Annotated in this window: 7 protein-coding genes and 5 tRNA genes; 4 read left to right on the top strand and 8 right to left on the bottom strand. The window is 63.4% G+C overall.

The window, feature by feature from the left end; translation table 11 throughout:
• Position 1 precedes the first annotated feature (1 nt).
• The 6 genes from NFV80_RS15975 to NFV80_RS15950 form a co-directional block, all read right to left on the bottom strand.
• A complete protein-coding gene (locus NFV80_RS15975) occupies positions 2-1,351 on the bottom strand; it encodes an aminotransferase class I/II-fold pyridoxal phosphate-dependent enzyme (protein WP_295331247.1) in 1,350 nt (449 codons plus the stop codon).
• A 4-nt stretch (positions 1,352-1,355) separates the two neighbouring features.
• On the bottom strand, positions 1,356-8,984 hold the full coding sequence (locus tag NFV80_RS15970) for a type I polyketide synthase (protein ID WP_296759322.1): 7,629 nt from the start codon (positions 8,982-8,984) through the stop codon (positions 1,356-1,358).
• A gap of 347 nt (positions 8,985-9,331) precedes the next feature.
• Positions 9,332-9,407: transfer RNA gene (locus tag NFV80_RS15965), tRNA-His, on the bottom strand.
• Positions 9,408-9,415: 8 nt separating this feature from the next.
• Positions 9,416-9,492: transfer RNA gene (locus NFV80_RS15960), tRNA-Arg, on the bottom strand.
• A 78-nt stretch (positions 9,493-9,570) separates the two neighbouring features.
• Positions 9,571-9,647 (bottom strand) — tRNA-Pro (locus NFV80_RS15955).
• A 183-nt stretch (positions 9,648-9,830) separates the two neighbouring features.
• Complete coding sequence (locus NFV80_RS15950) at positions 9,831-10,763, bottom strand: ketopantoate reductase family protein (protein WP_295331244.1); 933 nt, start codon at positions 10,761-10,763, stop codon at positions 9,831-9,833.
• A 348-nt stretch (positions 10,764-11,111) separates the two neighbouring features.
• On the opposite strand from NFV80_RS15950, the gene NFV80_RS15945 reads away from it, so the two are divergent.
• The 3 genes from NFV80_RS15945 (at position 11,112) to NFV80_RS15935 (ending at position 13,262) form a co-directional block, all read left to right on the top strand.
• A tRNA-Val gene (locus tag NFV80_RS15945) sits at positions 11,112-11,187 on the top strand.
• Positions 11,188-11,213: 26 nt separating this feature from the next.
• Positions 11,214-11,284, top strand: a tRNA-Gly gene (locus NFV80_RS15940).
• Between the two features lie 67 nt (positions 11,285-11,351).
• A complete protein-coding gene (locus NFV80_RS15935) occupies positions 11,352-13,262 on the top strand; it encodes a SurA N-terminal domain-containing protein (protein ID WP_295331243.1) in 1,911 nt (636 codons plus the stop codon).
• 156 nt (positions 13,263-13,418) lie between these two features.
• Here the strand turns inward: NFV80_RS15935 and groL are convergent, their stop codons facing one another.
• Positions 13,419-15,083, bottom strand: coding sequence for a chaperonin GroEL (gene groL, locus NFV80_RS15930; RefSeq protein ID WP_295331241.1), 1,665 nt, complete (start codon positions 15,081-15,083; stop codon positions 13,419-13,421).
• Between the two features lie 64 nt (positions 15,084-15,147).
• Positions 15,148-15,438, bottom strand: coding sequence for a co-chaperone GroES (gene groES / locus NFV80_RS15925; RefSeq protein WP_295331239.1), 291 nt, complete (start codon positions 15,436-15,438; stop codon positions 15,148-15,150).
• Between the two features lie 446 nt (positions 15,439-15,884).
• Between groES and NFV80_RS15920 the strand changes: the two genes are divergently transcribed.
• Positions 15,885-16,490, top strand: coding sequence for a DUF4337 domain-containing protein (locus NFV80_RS15920; RefSeq protein ID WP_295331237.1), 606 nt, complete (start codon positions 15,885-15,887; stop codon positions 16,488-16,490).
• Positions 16,491-16,640 lie beyond the last annotated feature (150 nt).

Raw genomic sequence — 16,640 nt, 5'->3', positions numbered from 1 at the left:
CTCAGCTTTGCGCCAGTTCTTCGGCGAGGATGGCAACCGTCCCCCGAATCTGCTCCTCGCTGTGCTGGCAGGAGACGAAGAAACGCAGGCGCGCCGACTTTTCCGGGACAGCCGGGTACAGGATCGGCTGCACGTTGATACCGCGCTCGAACAGGGCGGTCGCCAACCGTGCGGCTTTGATCGAACTGCCGGTAATCGCGGGGATGACGGCAAAACCGGCACTGGTGCCGGTGTCCACGCCGGCGGCCAGCGCTTCCCGCAGGAACAGCCGTCCCCTTTCCTGCAAGGTGGCGACGCGCTCGGGCTCGCGCTGCAAACATTGCAAGGCGGCGAGCGCCGCCGCCGCATTTGCCGGCGGCATGCCGACGCTATAGAGGAAACCGGGTGCGAGAAACTTGAGATGTTCGACGAGCGCCGCTTCGCCGGCGACGTAGCCGCCGCAACTGGCCAGGGACTTGCTCAGGGTGCCCATCCAGATGTCCACGTCGTTGCCGCGCAGCGCAAAGTGCTCCCGGATGCCGAGGCCGGTTCGACCCATGACGCCGAAGGAATGCGCTTCGTCCACCATCAGGAACGCACGAAAACGGTTCTTGAGCTCGACGAAGCGCGGCAGCTCCGGGTAATCGCCATCCATTCCGTAAATTCCCTCGAGCACGATCAGCACTCTCTGAAAGTGCCGGCGTTGCTGACCGAGAACGCTTTCGAGTGCAGCCCAGTCGTTGTGCGGGAAGGGAAGGCGGCGCGCGCCCGAGAGAGTGATTCCCTGGACGACGCTGTTGTGGATCAGTTCGTCGTGCAGAATCAGATCCTGCGGACCGAACAGATGGCCGATCGTCGTGACGTTGGTGGCATGGCCGCTGACGAAGGTGATCGCGTCCTCGACGCCGTAGATACGCGCGATCTCCTGTTCGAGTTCGCGATGTACCGGTCGCTCTCCCGAGACGAGTCGGCTGGCGGATACCGAAGTGCCGTAGTCGTCGATGGCCCGCTTGGCGGCAGTTGCGATGTCGGGGTGGCCCGAAAGCCCGAGATAGTTGTAGCTCGCGAAATTGACGAATTCGCGGCCGGCGATTCGCGTCGTCGCGCCGGCGATCCCTTCGTGCAGCATGAAGAAAGGGCTGCCAATTCCAAGCCGTGTCGCGCCTTCGCGAATGATGCGGATCTGCTGGTAGCCCGGATGCAGGTCGAAGCGGCAGTGCTGCTCCGGGATGCCGGAAGCCGCCTCCGGGGTCCGCGCCGGTGGCTCGATACGCCCCGCCTGTTCGACTTGCCGGAGCCGTCGCTCGAGCGCCTGCTGGATCAGCTTGTCCTTGATCTGTGCGCTGAGTCCGGGTAAGCCCTTGCGTGCCATGTCATTAGATTTCCGGTTGGACGGGTGTTCCAGCCCGAAGGTCCCGGGCCACGTCGGCGATCGTTTCCGGGGAGGCTTCGACCCCCTGCTGTCTGGCGACCTCGGCAGTTTTCGCCAGCAGCCCTTCGGCATCGTCGCTGGCAGGATGGTCGCTGCTGCCGCGTAGGAGGCGGATGACGTGCGCCGCAAGCTTCATGATCGATGGATTCTGACTGATGGCCATCACCGGTAGTCGGACACCGAAGCGTGCTTCCAGGGCGAGGACCAGCTCGACGCCCATCAGCGAATCCAGACCCATGTCGTACAGCGAACGGTTGGGGTCGATCTTGTCCGGCGAGACGCGCAGGATCTCGCCGATTTCCTTCCTGACCAGGTCGACAAAGGTGACCAGCAACTGCTCGTCCGGAAGTTCGGCGAGCAGCCGCTGGACGTCTTCCGCATGGTCCTCGCGAGCGCTGCCGCCGTTCGCCTGCCACGCCAGTTCGCGGAACTTGGGGGCACTGGCTGTCGGCAGGAAGCGCCGCAGCGCCTGCCAGTCGAGTTCGAGTACGGCGAGGCCGGAACGGTCGCTGAGCAGCAGGAGTTCGAGGACATCGAGTGCCATCTCCGAGTGCAGCGCCGCTCCTCCCATGCGGTCCTGCAGGGCATCGCGGATCTTTTCGTTGCGTGCAAGAAAGCCGACATCCTCGATCGGTCCCCAGCCGACACTGGTCGCGCACAGTCCGCTGGCCCGTCGATACGCGGCCAGCGATTCCAGGCAGGCGTTGGCTGCGACGTAGCTGGCCTGTCCCGGGTTGCCGAACGGTGTCGTTGCCGACGAAAAAACAACGAACAAATCGAGTTCCCGATCGCGCGTCAGATCGTGCAGGTGATACGCTCCGAGGACCTTGGGGGCAAGCACGCGGCGGATCTGATCGGCGTCGACGTTGCGCACGAGGCGATCATCGATGACCGCTGCCGCATGCACGATCCCTTTCAGTGGTGGCAAATTCGTCGCTGTCTCTGCCAGCAGGGCGGCGAGCGCCTGGCGGTCGCTTACGTCGCAGGCAGCGGCATGCACTTTCACTCCCTGCTTCCCGAGTCGATCGATCGCCTCGCGGGCGACCGTCGACTGCGGACCGCTGCGGCTGATCAGGATCAATTGGCGGGCACCCTTGCTGGCCAGCCACTCGGCGGTGCGCAGTCCGAAGCCGCCGAGCCCACCGGTGACCAGATACGAGGCGTCGACAGAGAGTCGGAGTGGCCGGCGTTCGTGCTTTTCCGGGTGGTACGGACGGTGAATGCCGTGGTGGTAGGTGACGACGATCTTGCCGATCTGCCTGGCCTGCTGCATGTAGCGGAAGGCATCGACCACATCCTCGGCCTCGAAGGTGTGATAGGGCAGCGGGTGGAACAGCCCCTCGGCAAAATGGGCCATGATCTCCGCGAACAGCAAGCGCGTGAGCTCGGGGAAGACGAGCATCAACTGGTCGGCGTCGATACCGAAGTAGCTGATGTTGTTGCGGAAGGGACGCAGGCCAACCTTGGTGTTCTCGTAGAAGTCTCGCTTTCCCAGTTCGAGAAAGCGACCAAACGGCTTCAACACCTGCAGATTGCGGTTGATGGCTTCGCCGGCAAGCGAGTTGAGGATGACGTCCACGCCCTCACCTCCGGTCTGCTCGAGTATCTGGTCGGCAAAGGCCAGCGAGCGAGAGTCGTAGATGTGCTCGACGCCGAGCAGGCGCAGGAAATCACGCTTTTCGTCGGATCCGGCTGTTGCGTAGATTTCGGCACCGATCCACTTGGCAACCTGGATGGCGGCAATCCCGACGCCACCGGCAGCACCGTGAATCAGAACCTTCTCGTCCGCCGCGAGGCGTGCCAGGTGATGCAGTGCGTAGTAGGCGGTCAGGAATGTGCTCGGGATCGTCGCTGCCGCGGCAAAGGACATTCCCGGCGGAATGTGCGAAACCGCCGCGGTCGGCGTCAGTACGCGGTTGCCGAAGCTGGAAGGGCCGAAGCCGACGACCGCATCGCCGGGACTGAAATCGCCGTGCATGCCACCGACACGGCTGACGACGCCCGCGAACTCGAAACCAAGCGTTGGGCCCGCAAAACCGTTCTCGATTGCTTCGTCGGAGAGCAGTCCGAGCGCATACATGACGTCGCGAAAGTTGAGACCGGTCGCCTGGACATCCACCTCGATCTGATCGGGCTCGAGATCAGGACGCGGACGTGCCTCCCAGCGCAGGTTGCGCAATTGCCCCGGGAACTGGAAGCCGAGCGACAAGGTCGGCGTTTCGATCGGCGTCGGCACCTGCGGATCCGGGCGCTGTTCGGCGCGCAGGCGCAGCGCATACCGTTGGCCAGTGCGGGTGAAGGCGATTTCCCGTTCGCTGTCCGGTTGTTCGAACTCCCGGTCGAGCGCCACTGCGGCCGTCTCGGCGGCCATCGGGAGCTGCAGGTCGACGAGGCGGATGTCGCAGCCATCCGCCTCGTTGAGCATCGTTCGCCCGAATCCCCAGAGCGCCGCGTCAGTGGCCAGACCGCCGGCCTCCGCATCGGGTAGCAGCGCGGTCACCGCGTTGGCAGTCAACAGCCAGCAGGTGGTTTTCGTTTGCGAGCGATCGCAGGCCTGGGCGATGCGGGCGGCCGTCGCACAACGATCGAGCTGACGATCGAACGTTGCGGTCGCCGTCTCCGTGAACTGCTCGCCGTCAAGCCCGGCGAGATATACCAGGCCGTCGAGTTCGCCAAAATTGCTTCGCGTTTTGCGGAGCAACGACTCGAGCTGCGAGGCATCGCCACCGGGGCGTGCCTGGATCACCATATCGCCGCGGGCCTGCAACTTCTTCGTCAGTTGATCCGAAAGCGTCGCTGAATAGCCGTCCGGGTCGGCCAGCAGGATCCAGCTGCGCAGGGCTGACCGCGGCGTGTTCGTGGGTACGTAGTCGCTAGCGGGCAGGCGGCCGAGAAGGAGGTAGGGGCCGGAGAGGGTGTTGGGCGAGAACTCGAATGGTTCGGGACATTCCGGAAAAACGAAACCGATCGACTCGATCTGCGCCCGCCAGAAGGCGCTCGCCCGTTGACCGGACAGCCATCGATCGTCTCCCGACGACGCCCAGCCGGCCCGCTGGGCACCGAAGACGAGGTCGAACCAGCGCGACGGGTGCTGTCCGATGACGATCAGTGATCCGCCCGGAGTCAGGCAGGAGCGGGCGTGTTCGAGTGCCAGCAACGCCTTGTCCACGGTGTCGAAGTCGAGCGTCACGATCGCCATCGAGCAGGTGGATCCCAAGCAGGGGTTGCCGCTCTGCTCTGGCGGGCCGCCGAGCAGGCGGGTTTCGGCGCGTGGAAACGATTCCAGCAATCGGCCTGTCGCGTCTTCCAGGGTCGCTGCCGAAGTGCTGGCGAAGCAGTAGTCGCCGCGGTCGAAATCCAGGTGGACGCAGGCATCCAGGGCAAACGACGGCGCTCCCTCGCTGATCTCCACAATTCCCAGGCGCTGGCCGGCGGGGAGAGCGTGCAGCCCCCGCTCGATCAGGTCACGCAGTATCTGCCCCAGTTGGTGCTTGCCGCGGGCACCCAGTACCTGTTGCAGCAGGCTCGTTCTGGATGACTCCTGCGGGCAGATTTCCGCCAGACTGGCGCTGCCGTCGAGCAGCCGGTGCAAATGCATTCCGATTCGACCGACGGAGTGGACGATCTGGAAGTAATCGGGATCGTCGGCAACCAGGCTGTTCCAGATGTCTTCGGCCGACGGTTGATCATCCTGGTCGGGCACCATTTCCCAACCGTCGCCGGTTGCCCTGATCGTCTGGTCATCGGTCGCCAGCGCGAGCAGATGGGCCAGCAGCGGCTCGGTTTCCGGGTTGGTGGCCTGCAGCGCACGCACGGCCGCTCGCGTCAGAAGTCCCTTGTCATCAGCAAGGTTGTGCAGTGCGCGACGGGTGAAGCGGCTGCACAGGCTGTCGAGGAGTGGATCGACCTCCTCCGAATAACGACGATGGCTGCCTTTCAGTGCTGCGCGTCTGACCAGTTCGGCAACGGCCGCGCGTACGCTGGCGAAAGCGATGTTCGCTTCGCCCGGCGGGGTCAAGGCGTGCGGCTGCGGGATCGCGTGATACGCGAGAAAGCGCAGACGGTCTGCGGCACCGCGGCTGAGGCGAATGCTGCGAAAACGGACGTCCTTGACCACGGCAATCGGCTTGCCATCAGCGGCAAATATCGCAAACTCGGCATGCAGCGAGCGCGGACTTGCCTTGAGCAGTGTCGCGCGTGCCAGACAGGGGCTGCTCTGGCCAACATGGAAGGCGATGCGTCCCATGCTGGTGGGCACGAAGGCGACCCCTTCGTGCCCGCCGATGACGTCGTGCAGGATCTGGAAGACGAGCTGGAATGCTCCATCGAGCAGCGACGGGTGCAGGTGTGCCGGCTGGCCCACGACGCTTTCCGGAATCCGGTACAGGGCGAGCGCAGAGTTGCCCTCGACCCAGCCGTGATCGACGCACTGGAACGCCGGGCCGTAGCTGATGCCGACTGTCCGCGTCAGTTCCGCGTGGCTGGCGCCGGTGAAGTCGGGCGGGCGTTCCGGCAGTCTCGGGCACCGCTCGTGCAGCAGGGTGTGCTGCGCCTCTCGCCGGATACGGGCGACTGCATGCAGGGTCCAGGGCGCGTCGCTGAGCTGTTCCCGGCCGGTGATCGTGATACCGCCGTCCTGCGCGTCGATTCGCGAGCGGATGGTGGTCGATCGCTCGTCGTCGACAAGCAGGGGAGAGCGGATTTCGAGGTCCTCGATTTCGGTAACCTCGCCGGCATGCCATGCCAGGGCTGCTGCCAGTGCCAGTTCGGCAAAGCCCGAGCCGGGGAAGACGATCGCCTCGCCGACGACGTGGTCGGCAAGCAGCGGATGCAGTTGGCTGTCGAGCTGGTTTTCCCAGGTCAGTTCCTGTTGTCGAAGCGGGTAGCCGAGCAGCGGGTGCACCCGCTGTCGGTAGATCAGACCGATCGCTTCGCTCGTCACTGGATGCCAATGACGTTCCCTTTGCCAGGCATAGTTTGGCAGTTCGACGAATCGGCCCGGCCGGGGGAAAAAAACCTGCCAATCGACGCTGCCACCGGCCAGCATGGCCTGGCTGGCGGCTTCGGCAATCCGCTGCGGAGGATCGTCGTCGCGCATCACCGTGGCGATGACCCGGCCCTCGACCGCGCGCGTCCTGAGGCATTCGTTGATGTAACCGCGCAGCACCGGATGCGGTCCGATCTCGATGAAGAGCTGGGTACCGGCGTCGACGAGGCCGAGGATCGTCTGCTCGAACAGCACCGGTTGGCGAATGTTGCTCCACCAGTATTCCGCGTCGAGACGATTTCCGGGCAATGGCGTGCCGCTGACCGTGGAGTGGAACGGCACGCGAGCCGCGCGCGGTTGCAGCCGGGCGAGCGCCCGTCGGATGCCGTTTTCGATCGTGTCCATCGCCTGGCTGTGAAAGGCGTAGTCCAGATCGAGGCGCTGGTGGGCTATCTGCCGCTCGGCCAACGTCGCCTCGAACCGGCTGAGGAGCTGCGAGTCTCCGGCGAGGGTGACGCCACGGGCGCTGTTGACGCCGGCGATGGCCAGCGAAGAATGCAGCCCGAGCTGTTCGAGCAGACTGCGCGTCGCCGCCTCACCCAGTGCCACTGCGCTCATCTGTCCCCGACCCTTGGTGGTCCCCTGCAGTCGACTGCGCTGATAGATCACCTCGACCGCTTCGGCCAGTGTCAGCGCACCCGATGCCCAGGCGGCAGCGACCTCACCGACGCTGTGGCCGGCCACCGCCAGCGGCCGGATGCCCCGCTCTGCGAGCATCCGTGTGATCCCGACCTGCAACGCGAACAGCGCTGGCTGGGCAATTTCGGTGAAGGCGTAGCGGTCGTCGCCGTTCCTGCCCGTGAGTTCATCGACCAGCGAGTAATCCGCATGGCGCTGGAAAAGCACATCGACTTCCTCCACGGCCTCGCGGAAAACGGGTTCTTCGAGCAGGCGCCTGCCCATCCCTGCCCATTGCGATCCGTTTCCAGAATAAACGAAGGCCGGTCCGCCGGCCTGCGCCAATGCGCTGGCGGTAGCCAGGCGAGCGGGCCCGGGAGCGTCGTCGGCAAATTCGAGCAGCGTCCGGGCAATGACCTGTGCATCGCTTCCGAAGACGACTGCTCGCTGCTCGTGCCACTGGCGGTGGAATGCTGCACTGTAGGCGACGTCGTACAGCGCGCTTGCCGCCTGCCCGCGCAGGAAACCGGCAAACTCGCGTGCCGCCGCTTTCAGCGCGACGTCGTCCCGGGCCGAGACGATTATCGGCAGTGACGAGGTCGGTGCTTGCCCGGCCGCAACCCTTGCCTCCGGCGGACTCTCAAGAATGACATGCGCATTCGATCCGCCGAAGCCGAAAGAGTTGATGCCAATGATGATCTTCCCGGTCCGCCGCAGTTCGCGGTTGCTGGTCACCAATTCGAGGTTCCAGTCGGCCAGCTTGATGTTCGGATTGACCTTTTCGACGCCGATCGTCGCCGGGACGACGCGGTGCCGCAGGCAATGCAGCGCCTTGACCAGCCCGGCAACACCGGAGGCGGTTTCCAGATGCCCCATGTTGCTCTTCACCGAACCGATCGGCAGTGGCTCGCCGATGGCGCGGTGCCTGCCCAGCGCCTGGCCGATGGCGAAGGTCTCGATCGGGTCGCCGACCGCAGTACCGGTGCCATGGGCTTCGAGGTAGTCGATGGCTGCCGGATCGATTCCCGCTTCGGCATAGGCCTCGGAGAGCAGCGCCGACTGCACCTGCGGACTGGGTACCGTGAGACCGGTCTTGCGACCATCGGTATTGACCAGAGATCCGGCGACGATCGCCAGGATCGGGTCGCCGTCGGCGACGGCACGATCGTGCTCCTTGAGGACAAAGACGCCACCGCCTTCGGAGCGTACGTAACCGTCCCCCGACGCATCGAAAACCCGGCAGCGGCCCTGCCGCGAGAGCATCGTCGCCTTGGCAAAACCCACGAAGCCGTAGGGGTGCAGGTGCAGGCTGATGCCGCCGGCCAGCGCCTGCGTGCTTTCCCCGCAGCGAATCGACTGGCAAGCCTGGTGAAATGCGACCAGTGACGATGAGCAGGCGGTGTCGATCGCCAGGCTGGGGCCACGCAGATCGAAGAAGTAGGAAATTCGGTTGGCGGCAATGCTGGCGGTATTGCCGGTGGCCATCGTCGAATCGGCGACGAGCAGGTCGTCGGCCATTCGATACGCGTAGTCGGCGCTGGAAATTCCCATGAAGACGCCAGTGCGACTTGCACGCAGGCTGGCAGGAACAACGCCCGCATTCTCCAGCGCTTGCCAACTGAGTTCGAGCAGCAGGCGCTGCTGCGGATCCATCAGCGCTGCTTCACGCGGCGAGATGCCGAAGAACGAGGCATCGAAAGCGGTGACGTCGCCGATCGAACCGGCTGCGAAAGTGTACGTCGTTCCCGGATGATTTCGGTTCGGATGCAGAAAGGTATCCTGTGCCCAGCGCTTCGGATCGACCTCGGTGACCAGGTTGCGGCCATCGAGCAGGTCCTGCCAGTAGCGGCTCGCGCTCGTTCCCGGCAGCCTGAATGAGTAACCGGTGATGACGACCCCCTTGCTCATCGTTCCTTGCTTCCTGAAATCGTGCGGTGTGCGACGTTGCCTTGGCGGGATACTTCGCTTCCGTCCAGGACGCGGGCTGGCGCAGCGTCGTCGCCTTGTTCCGTGGCGGACACTTTGCCGATGGCTGCCGGCGGCAGGCTGTTGTGCGTGTCGTCGCCCAACACTAGAACCCGAGCCGTGGAGGAATGGCTGCTTCTTCGAGAAAGCAGCTCGCGCCAGCGAGGCGCCCTTCCGAGAAGGGCGTCGGCGGGGGAGTGCCTCGCCCCGAGTCAGCTGGACGCCGGGAAGGCACGAAAAAGCGGGGGACCACCGACAAATTGCTGCGCATGTGCGAGGTTTGGGCTAATTGGGGCGATGTACGGGATTCGAACCCGTGACCACTGGAATCACAATCCAGTGCTCTACCAACTGAGCTAACACCGCCACTGTTCTGGCGCGCCCGGCGAGACTCGAACTCACGACCCCCGGCTTAGAAGGCCGGTGCTCTATCCGGTTGAGCTACGGGCGCGAGCGCGACACCTGCAGGGCACTGCTTTTCCGCTGGGTATCGCATCCTGCTTTTCCTGGCGACTGCTGCCTGTCCAACTGGTCGGGGCGGTGGGATTCGAACTCACGACCCTCTGCTCCCAAAGCAGATGCGCTACCAGGCTGCGCTACGCCCCGAGGAAGCGCGCATTCTACAAGCTGGCACTTTGCTGGTCAATGATGCGCGCGGGATGTGGCACGCGGGGAGCACGAGTGACCGAATACGGCCGGTGCACGGGCGCTTCGTTCGCCGACCGCAAGTGTTGGTCCGGCTTTGGTCGCGCGACAGCCATTGCGGCGCCGACGGGTGACCGGCTTCGTTCAATGACCAGCAGCCGATTCACGCTCCCGGATTTCCATCTGAGACAGCGCCAGCGCCAGGATGGGCACCTCGATTCCCGTTGCCAGCGCCCGGTCGAGGAGGTCGCCGAGCACGTGGCGGTGCTCGGTACGCTGACCTGCCTGCAGATCGCGAAGCATCGAGGCGGTCAGGGGCAGGCCGTGCTGGGTCAGAATCTTCAGGGCCGCGGCGCGTGCCGCGGGCCCGATTTCTACGCCTTGTGATGCGGCCACCGCCAGGCATTCGGCGTACGCCTGCCGAATCAGCGATTCGCCTAGCGCCGTCTCCATGATCTGACCGACGCTCGCCCGCATGAGGGTGGTGACAGTGGCCAGAGTGGCGAGGAAGACCCACTTCTCCCACAGGCTGAGCACGATGTCGGGCGAGAGTCGGGAATCGAAATTAGCTGCCTTGCAGATCTCGACAAAGCGGGCGGCCATCGCCTGCGTTTCCGCAGTGCGGCCGCCGGCGGTCAGCGAATGCATCGGAGTGAGTTGCCGGATTGCACCGTCGGACTCGAGCACCACCGCCACCTGCACCAGACCGCCAAGCACGCGCTCGGCGCCGAAGCGTCGGTCGAGCACATCCATGTGCGAGAGGCCGTTGAGCAGCGGCAGGACGAAGGTTGCTGGCGTCACGAAGCTGGCCACCGATTCGATCGCATCGGCGAGGTCGAAAGCCTTGGCGGTCAATACGACGAGATCGTAACTCTCCCCGATGGTGTCGGTGTCGCGGGTGACGCAGTTTACCGGTACGGCGAAGTCGCCGTGCGGGCTATTTACGCGCAGTCCGTCCGAGCGGAGACGTGCGGCACGCGCCGGTCGCACCAGGAAGGTCACGTCGGCTCCTGCTTCGACCAGTCGGCCACCAAAATAGCCGCCGACACCGCCGGCCCCGAGAAAAAGCATTTTCATGTTGGCTCCTTTGCTTGCGGCGACCGCCACGCATTCAGTGGGTATTTTGGCGAATGCCGAGCCGGTTTCGGCGGACTCGAGCTGTGGGCGATTATAGGCACGATCCCGGCGTCTCGTGGCAATCATCCGCGCCGCCTGGCACGCCCGACGATTGCTGCCGGCTCCGCCGTCGCCAATGGCCATGGCGATGGTCGAGAGGCATACCCTGTAAGACTTTCGCACGCGGGGTTCGGGCGAGCGCGCGACCTAGGCCACCCTGGGTCAGGATGGCACCGTGGCGAGGTGTTCGCTCTGGCCAAGATGCGGCGGATGCGGTAGACTGCCGCCTCCATGCTTCGGTCACGGAACGGGTGCTTAGCTCAGTTGGTAGAGCGCTAGCCTTACAAGCTGGATGTCGGCGGTTCGAGCCCGTCAGCACCCACCACCAAGAGCGGTTTTTCAGCGCGTTCGGGAGTGGTGGTTCAGTTGGTCAGAATACCGGCCTGCCACGCCGCGCGCGGGTGCTTGTGCCGTCCACTCTGCCGCTGCCGAAGGGCGAATGCGTGTTCGCTTCGCTTCGACATTCCAGTGAGTTAGCGGGCCACCACCATGTTCTTTGACGCCGTTCGCACCAACAAGAGAGTCGTCCAGATATTTCTTGCCCTGATCACCTTGCCCTTTGCGTTCTGGGGAGTGGATTCGTACGTTCGCAACATGGGGGCAGGCAGCGACCTGGCCAGTGTCGGCGACTCGAAAATCACCATGCCGCAGTTTGATCAGGCCTGGCGTGCACAACAGGAACGCATGCGGCAGGCTCTCGGCGCGAATTTTCGCCCCGAAGCGATGAACACGCCGGCTGCCAAGCTTGCCGTTCTCAATTCGTTGATCGATCAGCGTCTGCTGCTCCTTGAGGCAGCGAAGGGCCGGCTGGCCGCCGGCGACGATCAACTGCGGGCGGTGATCGGAAAGATTCCGGCATTACAGGAAAACGGGCAGTTTTCGCTGGCCCGCTATCAGGCGGTACTGGCGGCGCAAGGCATGTCGCAAGCGCAGTTCGAGGGGCAGCTGCGACAGGATCTCACGTTGCAGCAACTGATCGCGGCAATTGGCGAGACCAGCATCGTCGGCGATGCGGTCCTCGACCGACTCCTGCACATCCAGGCCGAGGAGCGGCAGATCGCCGAATCGCGCATCACTCCGGAGCAGTTTGCCGGTCAGGTGAAGGTCGACACGGAGTCGGTTCGCAAGTATTACGAAGAAAACGGCAAGCGTTTCGAAGTCGCGGAACAGGCCCGGGTCGAGTACGTGGTGCTGTCCCTCGAAGGACTGCTGGCACAGGTCAAGCCGGCGGATGCCGAAGTGAGCGCCTGGTACGATAGCCACAAGGATCGCTATCAGCAGGCCGAGGAGAAGCGGGCGAGTCACATCCTTATTGCGACCGGCAGTGATGTGGAGCAGGCGAAGCAGGCGAAGGCGAAGGCGGACGAGGTGCTGAAGGAGGTACAGAAGTCGCCGGCGAGGTTTGCCGAACTCGCCAGGCAGTACTCGCAGGACCCTGGTTCGGCCGACAAGGGGGGCGACCTCGGTTTTTTTGCCCGCGGCACGATGGTCAAGCCGTTTGAGGAGGCTGCATTCAAGCTGCGCGAAAGTGACGCGCCGGTGCTGGTCCAGTCCGATTTCGGGTATCACATCATCAAGGTGACGGGAAGCAAGCCGGGTAGGCAGCGTGCGCTCGCCGAGGTGCGACCGGAGATCGAGGAAGAGCTGAAGCGCCAGACGGCATCGCGACAGTTTGCCGAATCGGCCGAAGCGTTCAGCAACATGGTTTATGAGCAACCTGACAGTCTGCAGCCGGCTGCCGAGAGGTTCAAGCTGAAGAGCCAGCAATCCGGCTGGTTGCCGCGCAACGCGACGCAGGAAATGCTGCCTGCGCTGGGGCAGCTCGGCAATCAGAAGGTGCTGGCTGCGGTGTTCTCGGAAGATTCGCTGAAGAACAGGCGCAATACCGAAGTGGTCGAAATTGCGCCGAATACCTTGCTCGCGGCGCGAGTGGTCGACTATCGACCGGCAAGCGTCAAGCCGCTGGAGGCCGTCAAGGCCGACATCGAGGCCGCGCTGAAGACGCGCGAGGAAGCAGCGCTGGCGCGCGCGGCGGGCGAGTCGCGGCTGCGAGAGTTGCAACAGGGGGCCGACGACAAAGTGGCCTGGGCGACGATCGGGAACGTTTCCCGTCAGGAAACGCGCCGGCTGCCACCGGCGGCGCTGAAGGCGATCTTCAAGGGCGATGTGTCCAAGCTGCCGGCGTACGTCGGTGCAGAGGTCGGCGGCGGCACTTACGCGCTCTTCAGGATCACGAAGGTCAGCTATCCGGAGAAAGTCGACGATGGTCGGCGCAAGGCGTTGCAGCGCGAGTACGGGACGATTCTTGGGCAGGAGGATTTTGCCGCCTACCTCGCCGGTTTGCGGCAACGTTACAAGATCGACATCAATCGGTCGGCACTGGAGAGCAAGGAGCGCTAGGCGGTTCTTGGCCTGGAGCTTGGCAGCCGATCCTGTTGGCAGGGGGGCGGGTCGTCGGCGCGTGGGCGTAGTCTGGCGAGTCCCGGTGTTCTTGGCAAGCAGATGCAAAAAACCCCGCCGAAGCGGGGTTTTTCATGCATGGCTGGTGCCCAGGAACTACATGTCCATACCGCCCATGCCACCCATACCGCCCATGCCGCCCATGCCGCCCATGCCGCCTGGACCCCCCATGGCCGGCTTTTCCTCGGCCAGTTCGGCGACCATGCAGTCGGTGGTGAGCATCAGGCCGGCGATCGACGCGGCGTTCTGCAGTGCGGTGCGGGTCACCTTGGTCGGGTCGAGGACGCCCATTTCAACGAGGTCACCATATTCGCCGGTGGCCGCGTTGTAGCCGAAGTTGCCGTTCCCCTGCAGCACGGCGTTGACCACGACCGAAGGTTCATCACCGGCATTGGCAACGATTTCGCGCAGCGGTTGCTCCATCGCACGCAGGACAATCTTGATTCCGGCGTCCTGGTCGTGGTTGTCGCCCTTGAGCTCGGCAAGGCCGGCACGCGCGCGCAGCAGGGCGACGCCACCGCCGGGGACGATGCCTTCTTCCACCGCCGCGCGGGTGGCATGCAGCGCATCCTCGACGCGAGCCTTCTTCTCCTTCATCTCGACTTCGGTAGCGGCGCCCACCTTGATCAGGGCCACACCGCCAGCAAGCTTGGCAACGCGTTCCTGCAGCTTCTCCTTGTCGTAGTCGCTGGTTGCGGTATCGATCTGTGCGCGGATTTGCTTGACACGCGCTTCGATGTTGACGGAAGCGCCGGCGCCATCGATGATCGTCGTGTTCTCCTTACCGATTTCGATGCGCTTGGCTTGGCCGAGATCGGCCAGCGTCGCCTTTTCGAGCGTCAGACCGACTTCCTCGGCGATGACCTGTCCGCCAGTCAGAATGGCGATGTCTTCGAGCATGGCTTTGCGCCGATCGCCGAAGCCCGGAGCCTTGACTGCACAGGTCTTGAGGATGCCACGGATGTTATTGACCACGAGCGTGGCGAGCGCTTCCCCGTCCACGTCTTCGGCGACGATCAGCAGGGGGCGGCTGGACTTCGCGACCTGTTCAAGAACGGGCAGCAGGTCACGGATGTTCGAGATCTTCTTGTCGAAGATCAGAATGTACGGATTGTCGAGGACCGCGTTCTGCTTCTCGTTGTTGTTGATGAAATACGGGCTGAGGTAGCCACGGTCGAACTGCATGCCTTCGACGACATCGAGTTCGTTGTTCAGGGACTTTCCGTCCTCGACGGTGATGACGCCTTCCTTGCCGACCTTGTCCATTGCCTTGGCGATGATGTCGCCGATGTCTGCATCGGCGTTGGCGGAGATTGCGCCCACCTGGGCAATTTCCTTGCTGGTCGAGCACGGCTTGGAGAGGTTCTTCAGTTCGTCTACGGTGGCGATCACCGCCTTGTCGATGCCGCGCTTGAGATCCATCGGATTCATACCCGCAGCGACATACTTCATTCCCTCACGGACGATCGACTGCGCCAGCACGGTTGCGGTCGTCGTGCCGTCCCCCGCGATGTCGGAGGTCTTCGAGGCAACTTCCTTGAGCATCTGGGCGCCCATGTTGGCAAACTTGTCCTTCAGTTCGATTTCCTTGGCGACCGAGACCCCGTCCTTGGTGACGGTGGGGGAGCCGTACGAACGTTCGAGAACGACGTTGCGGCCTTTCGGACCGAGGGTGATTTTGACCGCGTCGGCCAGGATATTCACGCCCTCGACCATGCGAGCGCGCGCGCTGTCGCCAAACTTGACATCTTTCGCTGCCATAGATAACTCCTAGATTTCTTTAGTGAATGGAATCGTGATCGGAAAATTGGACGAGTGCCGAGGACTAGACCTCGATGACACCCATGATGTCTTCTTCGCGCATGACCAGCAGCTCTTCGCCTTCCACCTTGACGGTCTGCCCGGCGTACTTGCCGAACAGGACGCGGTCACCAACCTTCACGGCGAGCGCGCGAACGCTGCCGTCCTCGAGAATCTTGCCATTGCCAACGGCGCGAATTTCGCCTTGGTCAGGCTTCTCGGCGGCCGTATCGGGAATGACGATACCGGAAGCGGTCCTCCGCTCTTCCTCAAGACGCTTGACGATTACGCGATCATGCAACGGACGGATTTTCATGCAGCTTCTCCTTGTTTTACAAACATTTAATGAAATCTACGACGGAACTCCCGAGGCACCGACAGGGGCCCGGGTTCAGAATTATTAGCACTCACGACTAACGAGTGCTAATAATAGGGCTGCGTCGCGCAAATTTCAAGGACCCGCCACTCGGAGACCGTCGTTCGTCGATCGCCTGCGCCCTGGTGCTCGTGTCGACCGGGCGGAATGGCAGGAATTTGTTGTCGCGAAAGCGTCGAGGGCTAATAATTCGGTCGCCGGTTTGCGCTGCGACAAGAGATCGCGGCGTCGCGCAGGCGAGTCGCCAGCAGCAACTCTTGGCGAAGAGGCGGCGCAAGACTCGCCGGCCAGACCGAGACGACTCTGCTTGCAGGAGCGACAGGTGCGTGCCTGGCGCGGGGGGTGGGGTCACTTACCTTGCAGATCTTTACTAGAGGAGGGGGCGTATGGGCGATATCAAGGATTCGATCGACGAAGTGGTAGAGAACGCGGACAACGCTTCCAGTCGTCTCAACAGCGTCATCGCCGTACTCGTTGCGGTGCTGGCGACGGTGATGGCTCTATTCAACATCAAGGATGGGAACATCGTGCAGGCGATGGCCCAAGCCCAGGCGAGAAGTGTAAACGCCTGGGCATATTTTCAGGCTAAGAGCACCAAGCAGAGTCTCGCAGAAAACATGCTCGATCAACTGATCATCGAGCGTGAGCGCAGCGGCCGGCTGACGCCGGAGGAGGCCGCCCTGCTTGACAAGAAGATCGCCCTCTACCGCGAAAAGGTGGCTCGCTACGAAGGCGAAAAGGAAGAAATCAAGAAGCAGGCAGAAGGCTTTGCCCAGGAGTATGATCGTTTGAACTACCACGATGACCAGTTCGATATTGCCGAAGCGGGGATCACCGTTGCCCTGGCGGTGCTGGGTATCGCGGCGTTGACGCGGCGGCAGTGGCTGGTCTGGTTCGCCGCGGTGTTCGCCGGTGTCGGCCTGGCCTCGGGAATAGCCGGCTTTCTAGGCGCTGGCTTTCATCTGGATTTCGTAGCGACAATGTTGAGCTGAAGGGCGAGGCGGATAGACGGCGAAGCTATCGGGGCGATCGCCGCCGCCCGGATAGTCTGCGCACTTAACCTGTATCCCCAAATTTTTCGATCGGACGTGTTGGCAACAAATAGACCTGTCCGGTTTTGTAGCACATGAATTGTCCGCTTT

The sequence above is a fragment of the Accumulibacter sp. genome (assembly GCF_023806565.1).
Classification (GTDB): domain Bacteria; phylum Pseudomonadota; class Gammaproteobacteria; order Burkholderiales; family Rhodocyclaceae; genus Accumulibacter.
This window is presented reverse-complemented; position numbering and strand designations above follow the sequence as displayed.

What these genes read in the sequence shown, in the direction of transcription:
- groL (WP_295331241.1), bottom strand. Translation starts at nt 15,083, where the DNA reads ATGGCAGCGAAAGATGTCAAGTTTGGCGACAGCGCGCGCGCTCGCATG.
- NFV80_RS15920 (WP_295331237.1), top strand. Translation starts at nt 15,885, where the DNA reads ATGGGCGATATCAAGGATTCGATCGACGAAGTGGTAGAGAACGCGGAC.
- NFV80_RS15975 (WP_295331247.1), bottom strand. Translation starts at nt 1,351, where the DNA reads ATGGCACGCAAGGGCTTACCCGGACTCAGCGCACAGATCAAGGACAAG.
- groES (WP_295331239.1), bottom strand. Translation starts at nt 15,438, where the DNA reads ATGAAAATCCGTCCGTTGCATGATCGCGTAATCGTCAAGCGTCTTGAG.
- NFV80_RS15935 (WP_295331243.1), top strand. Translation starts at nt 11,352, where the DNA reads ATGTTCTTTGACGCCGTTCGCACCAACAAGAGAGTCGTCCAGATATTT.
- NFV80_RS15950 (WP_295331244.1), bottom strand. Translation starts at nt 10,763, where the DNA reads ATGAAAATGCTTTTTCTCGGGGCCGGCGGTGTCGGCGGCTATTTTGGT.
- NFV80_RS15970 (WP_296759322.1), bottom strand. Translation starts at nt 8,984, where the DNA reads ATGAGCAAGGGGGTCGTCATCACCGGTTACTCATTCAGGCTGCCGGGA.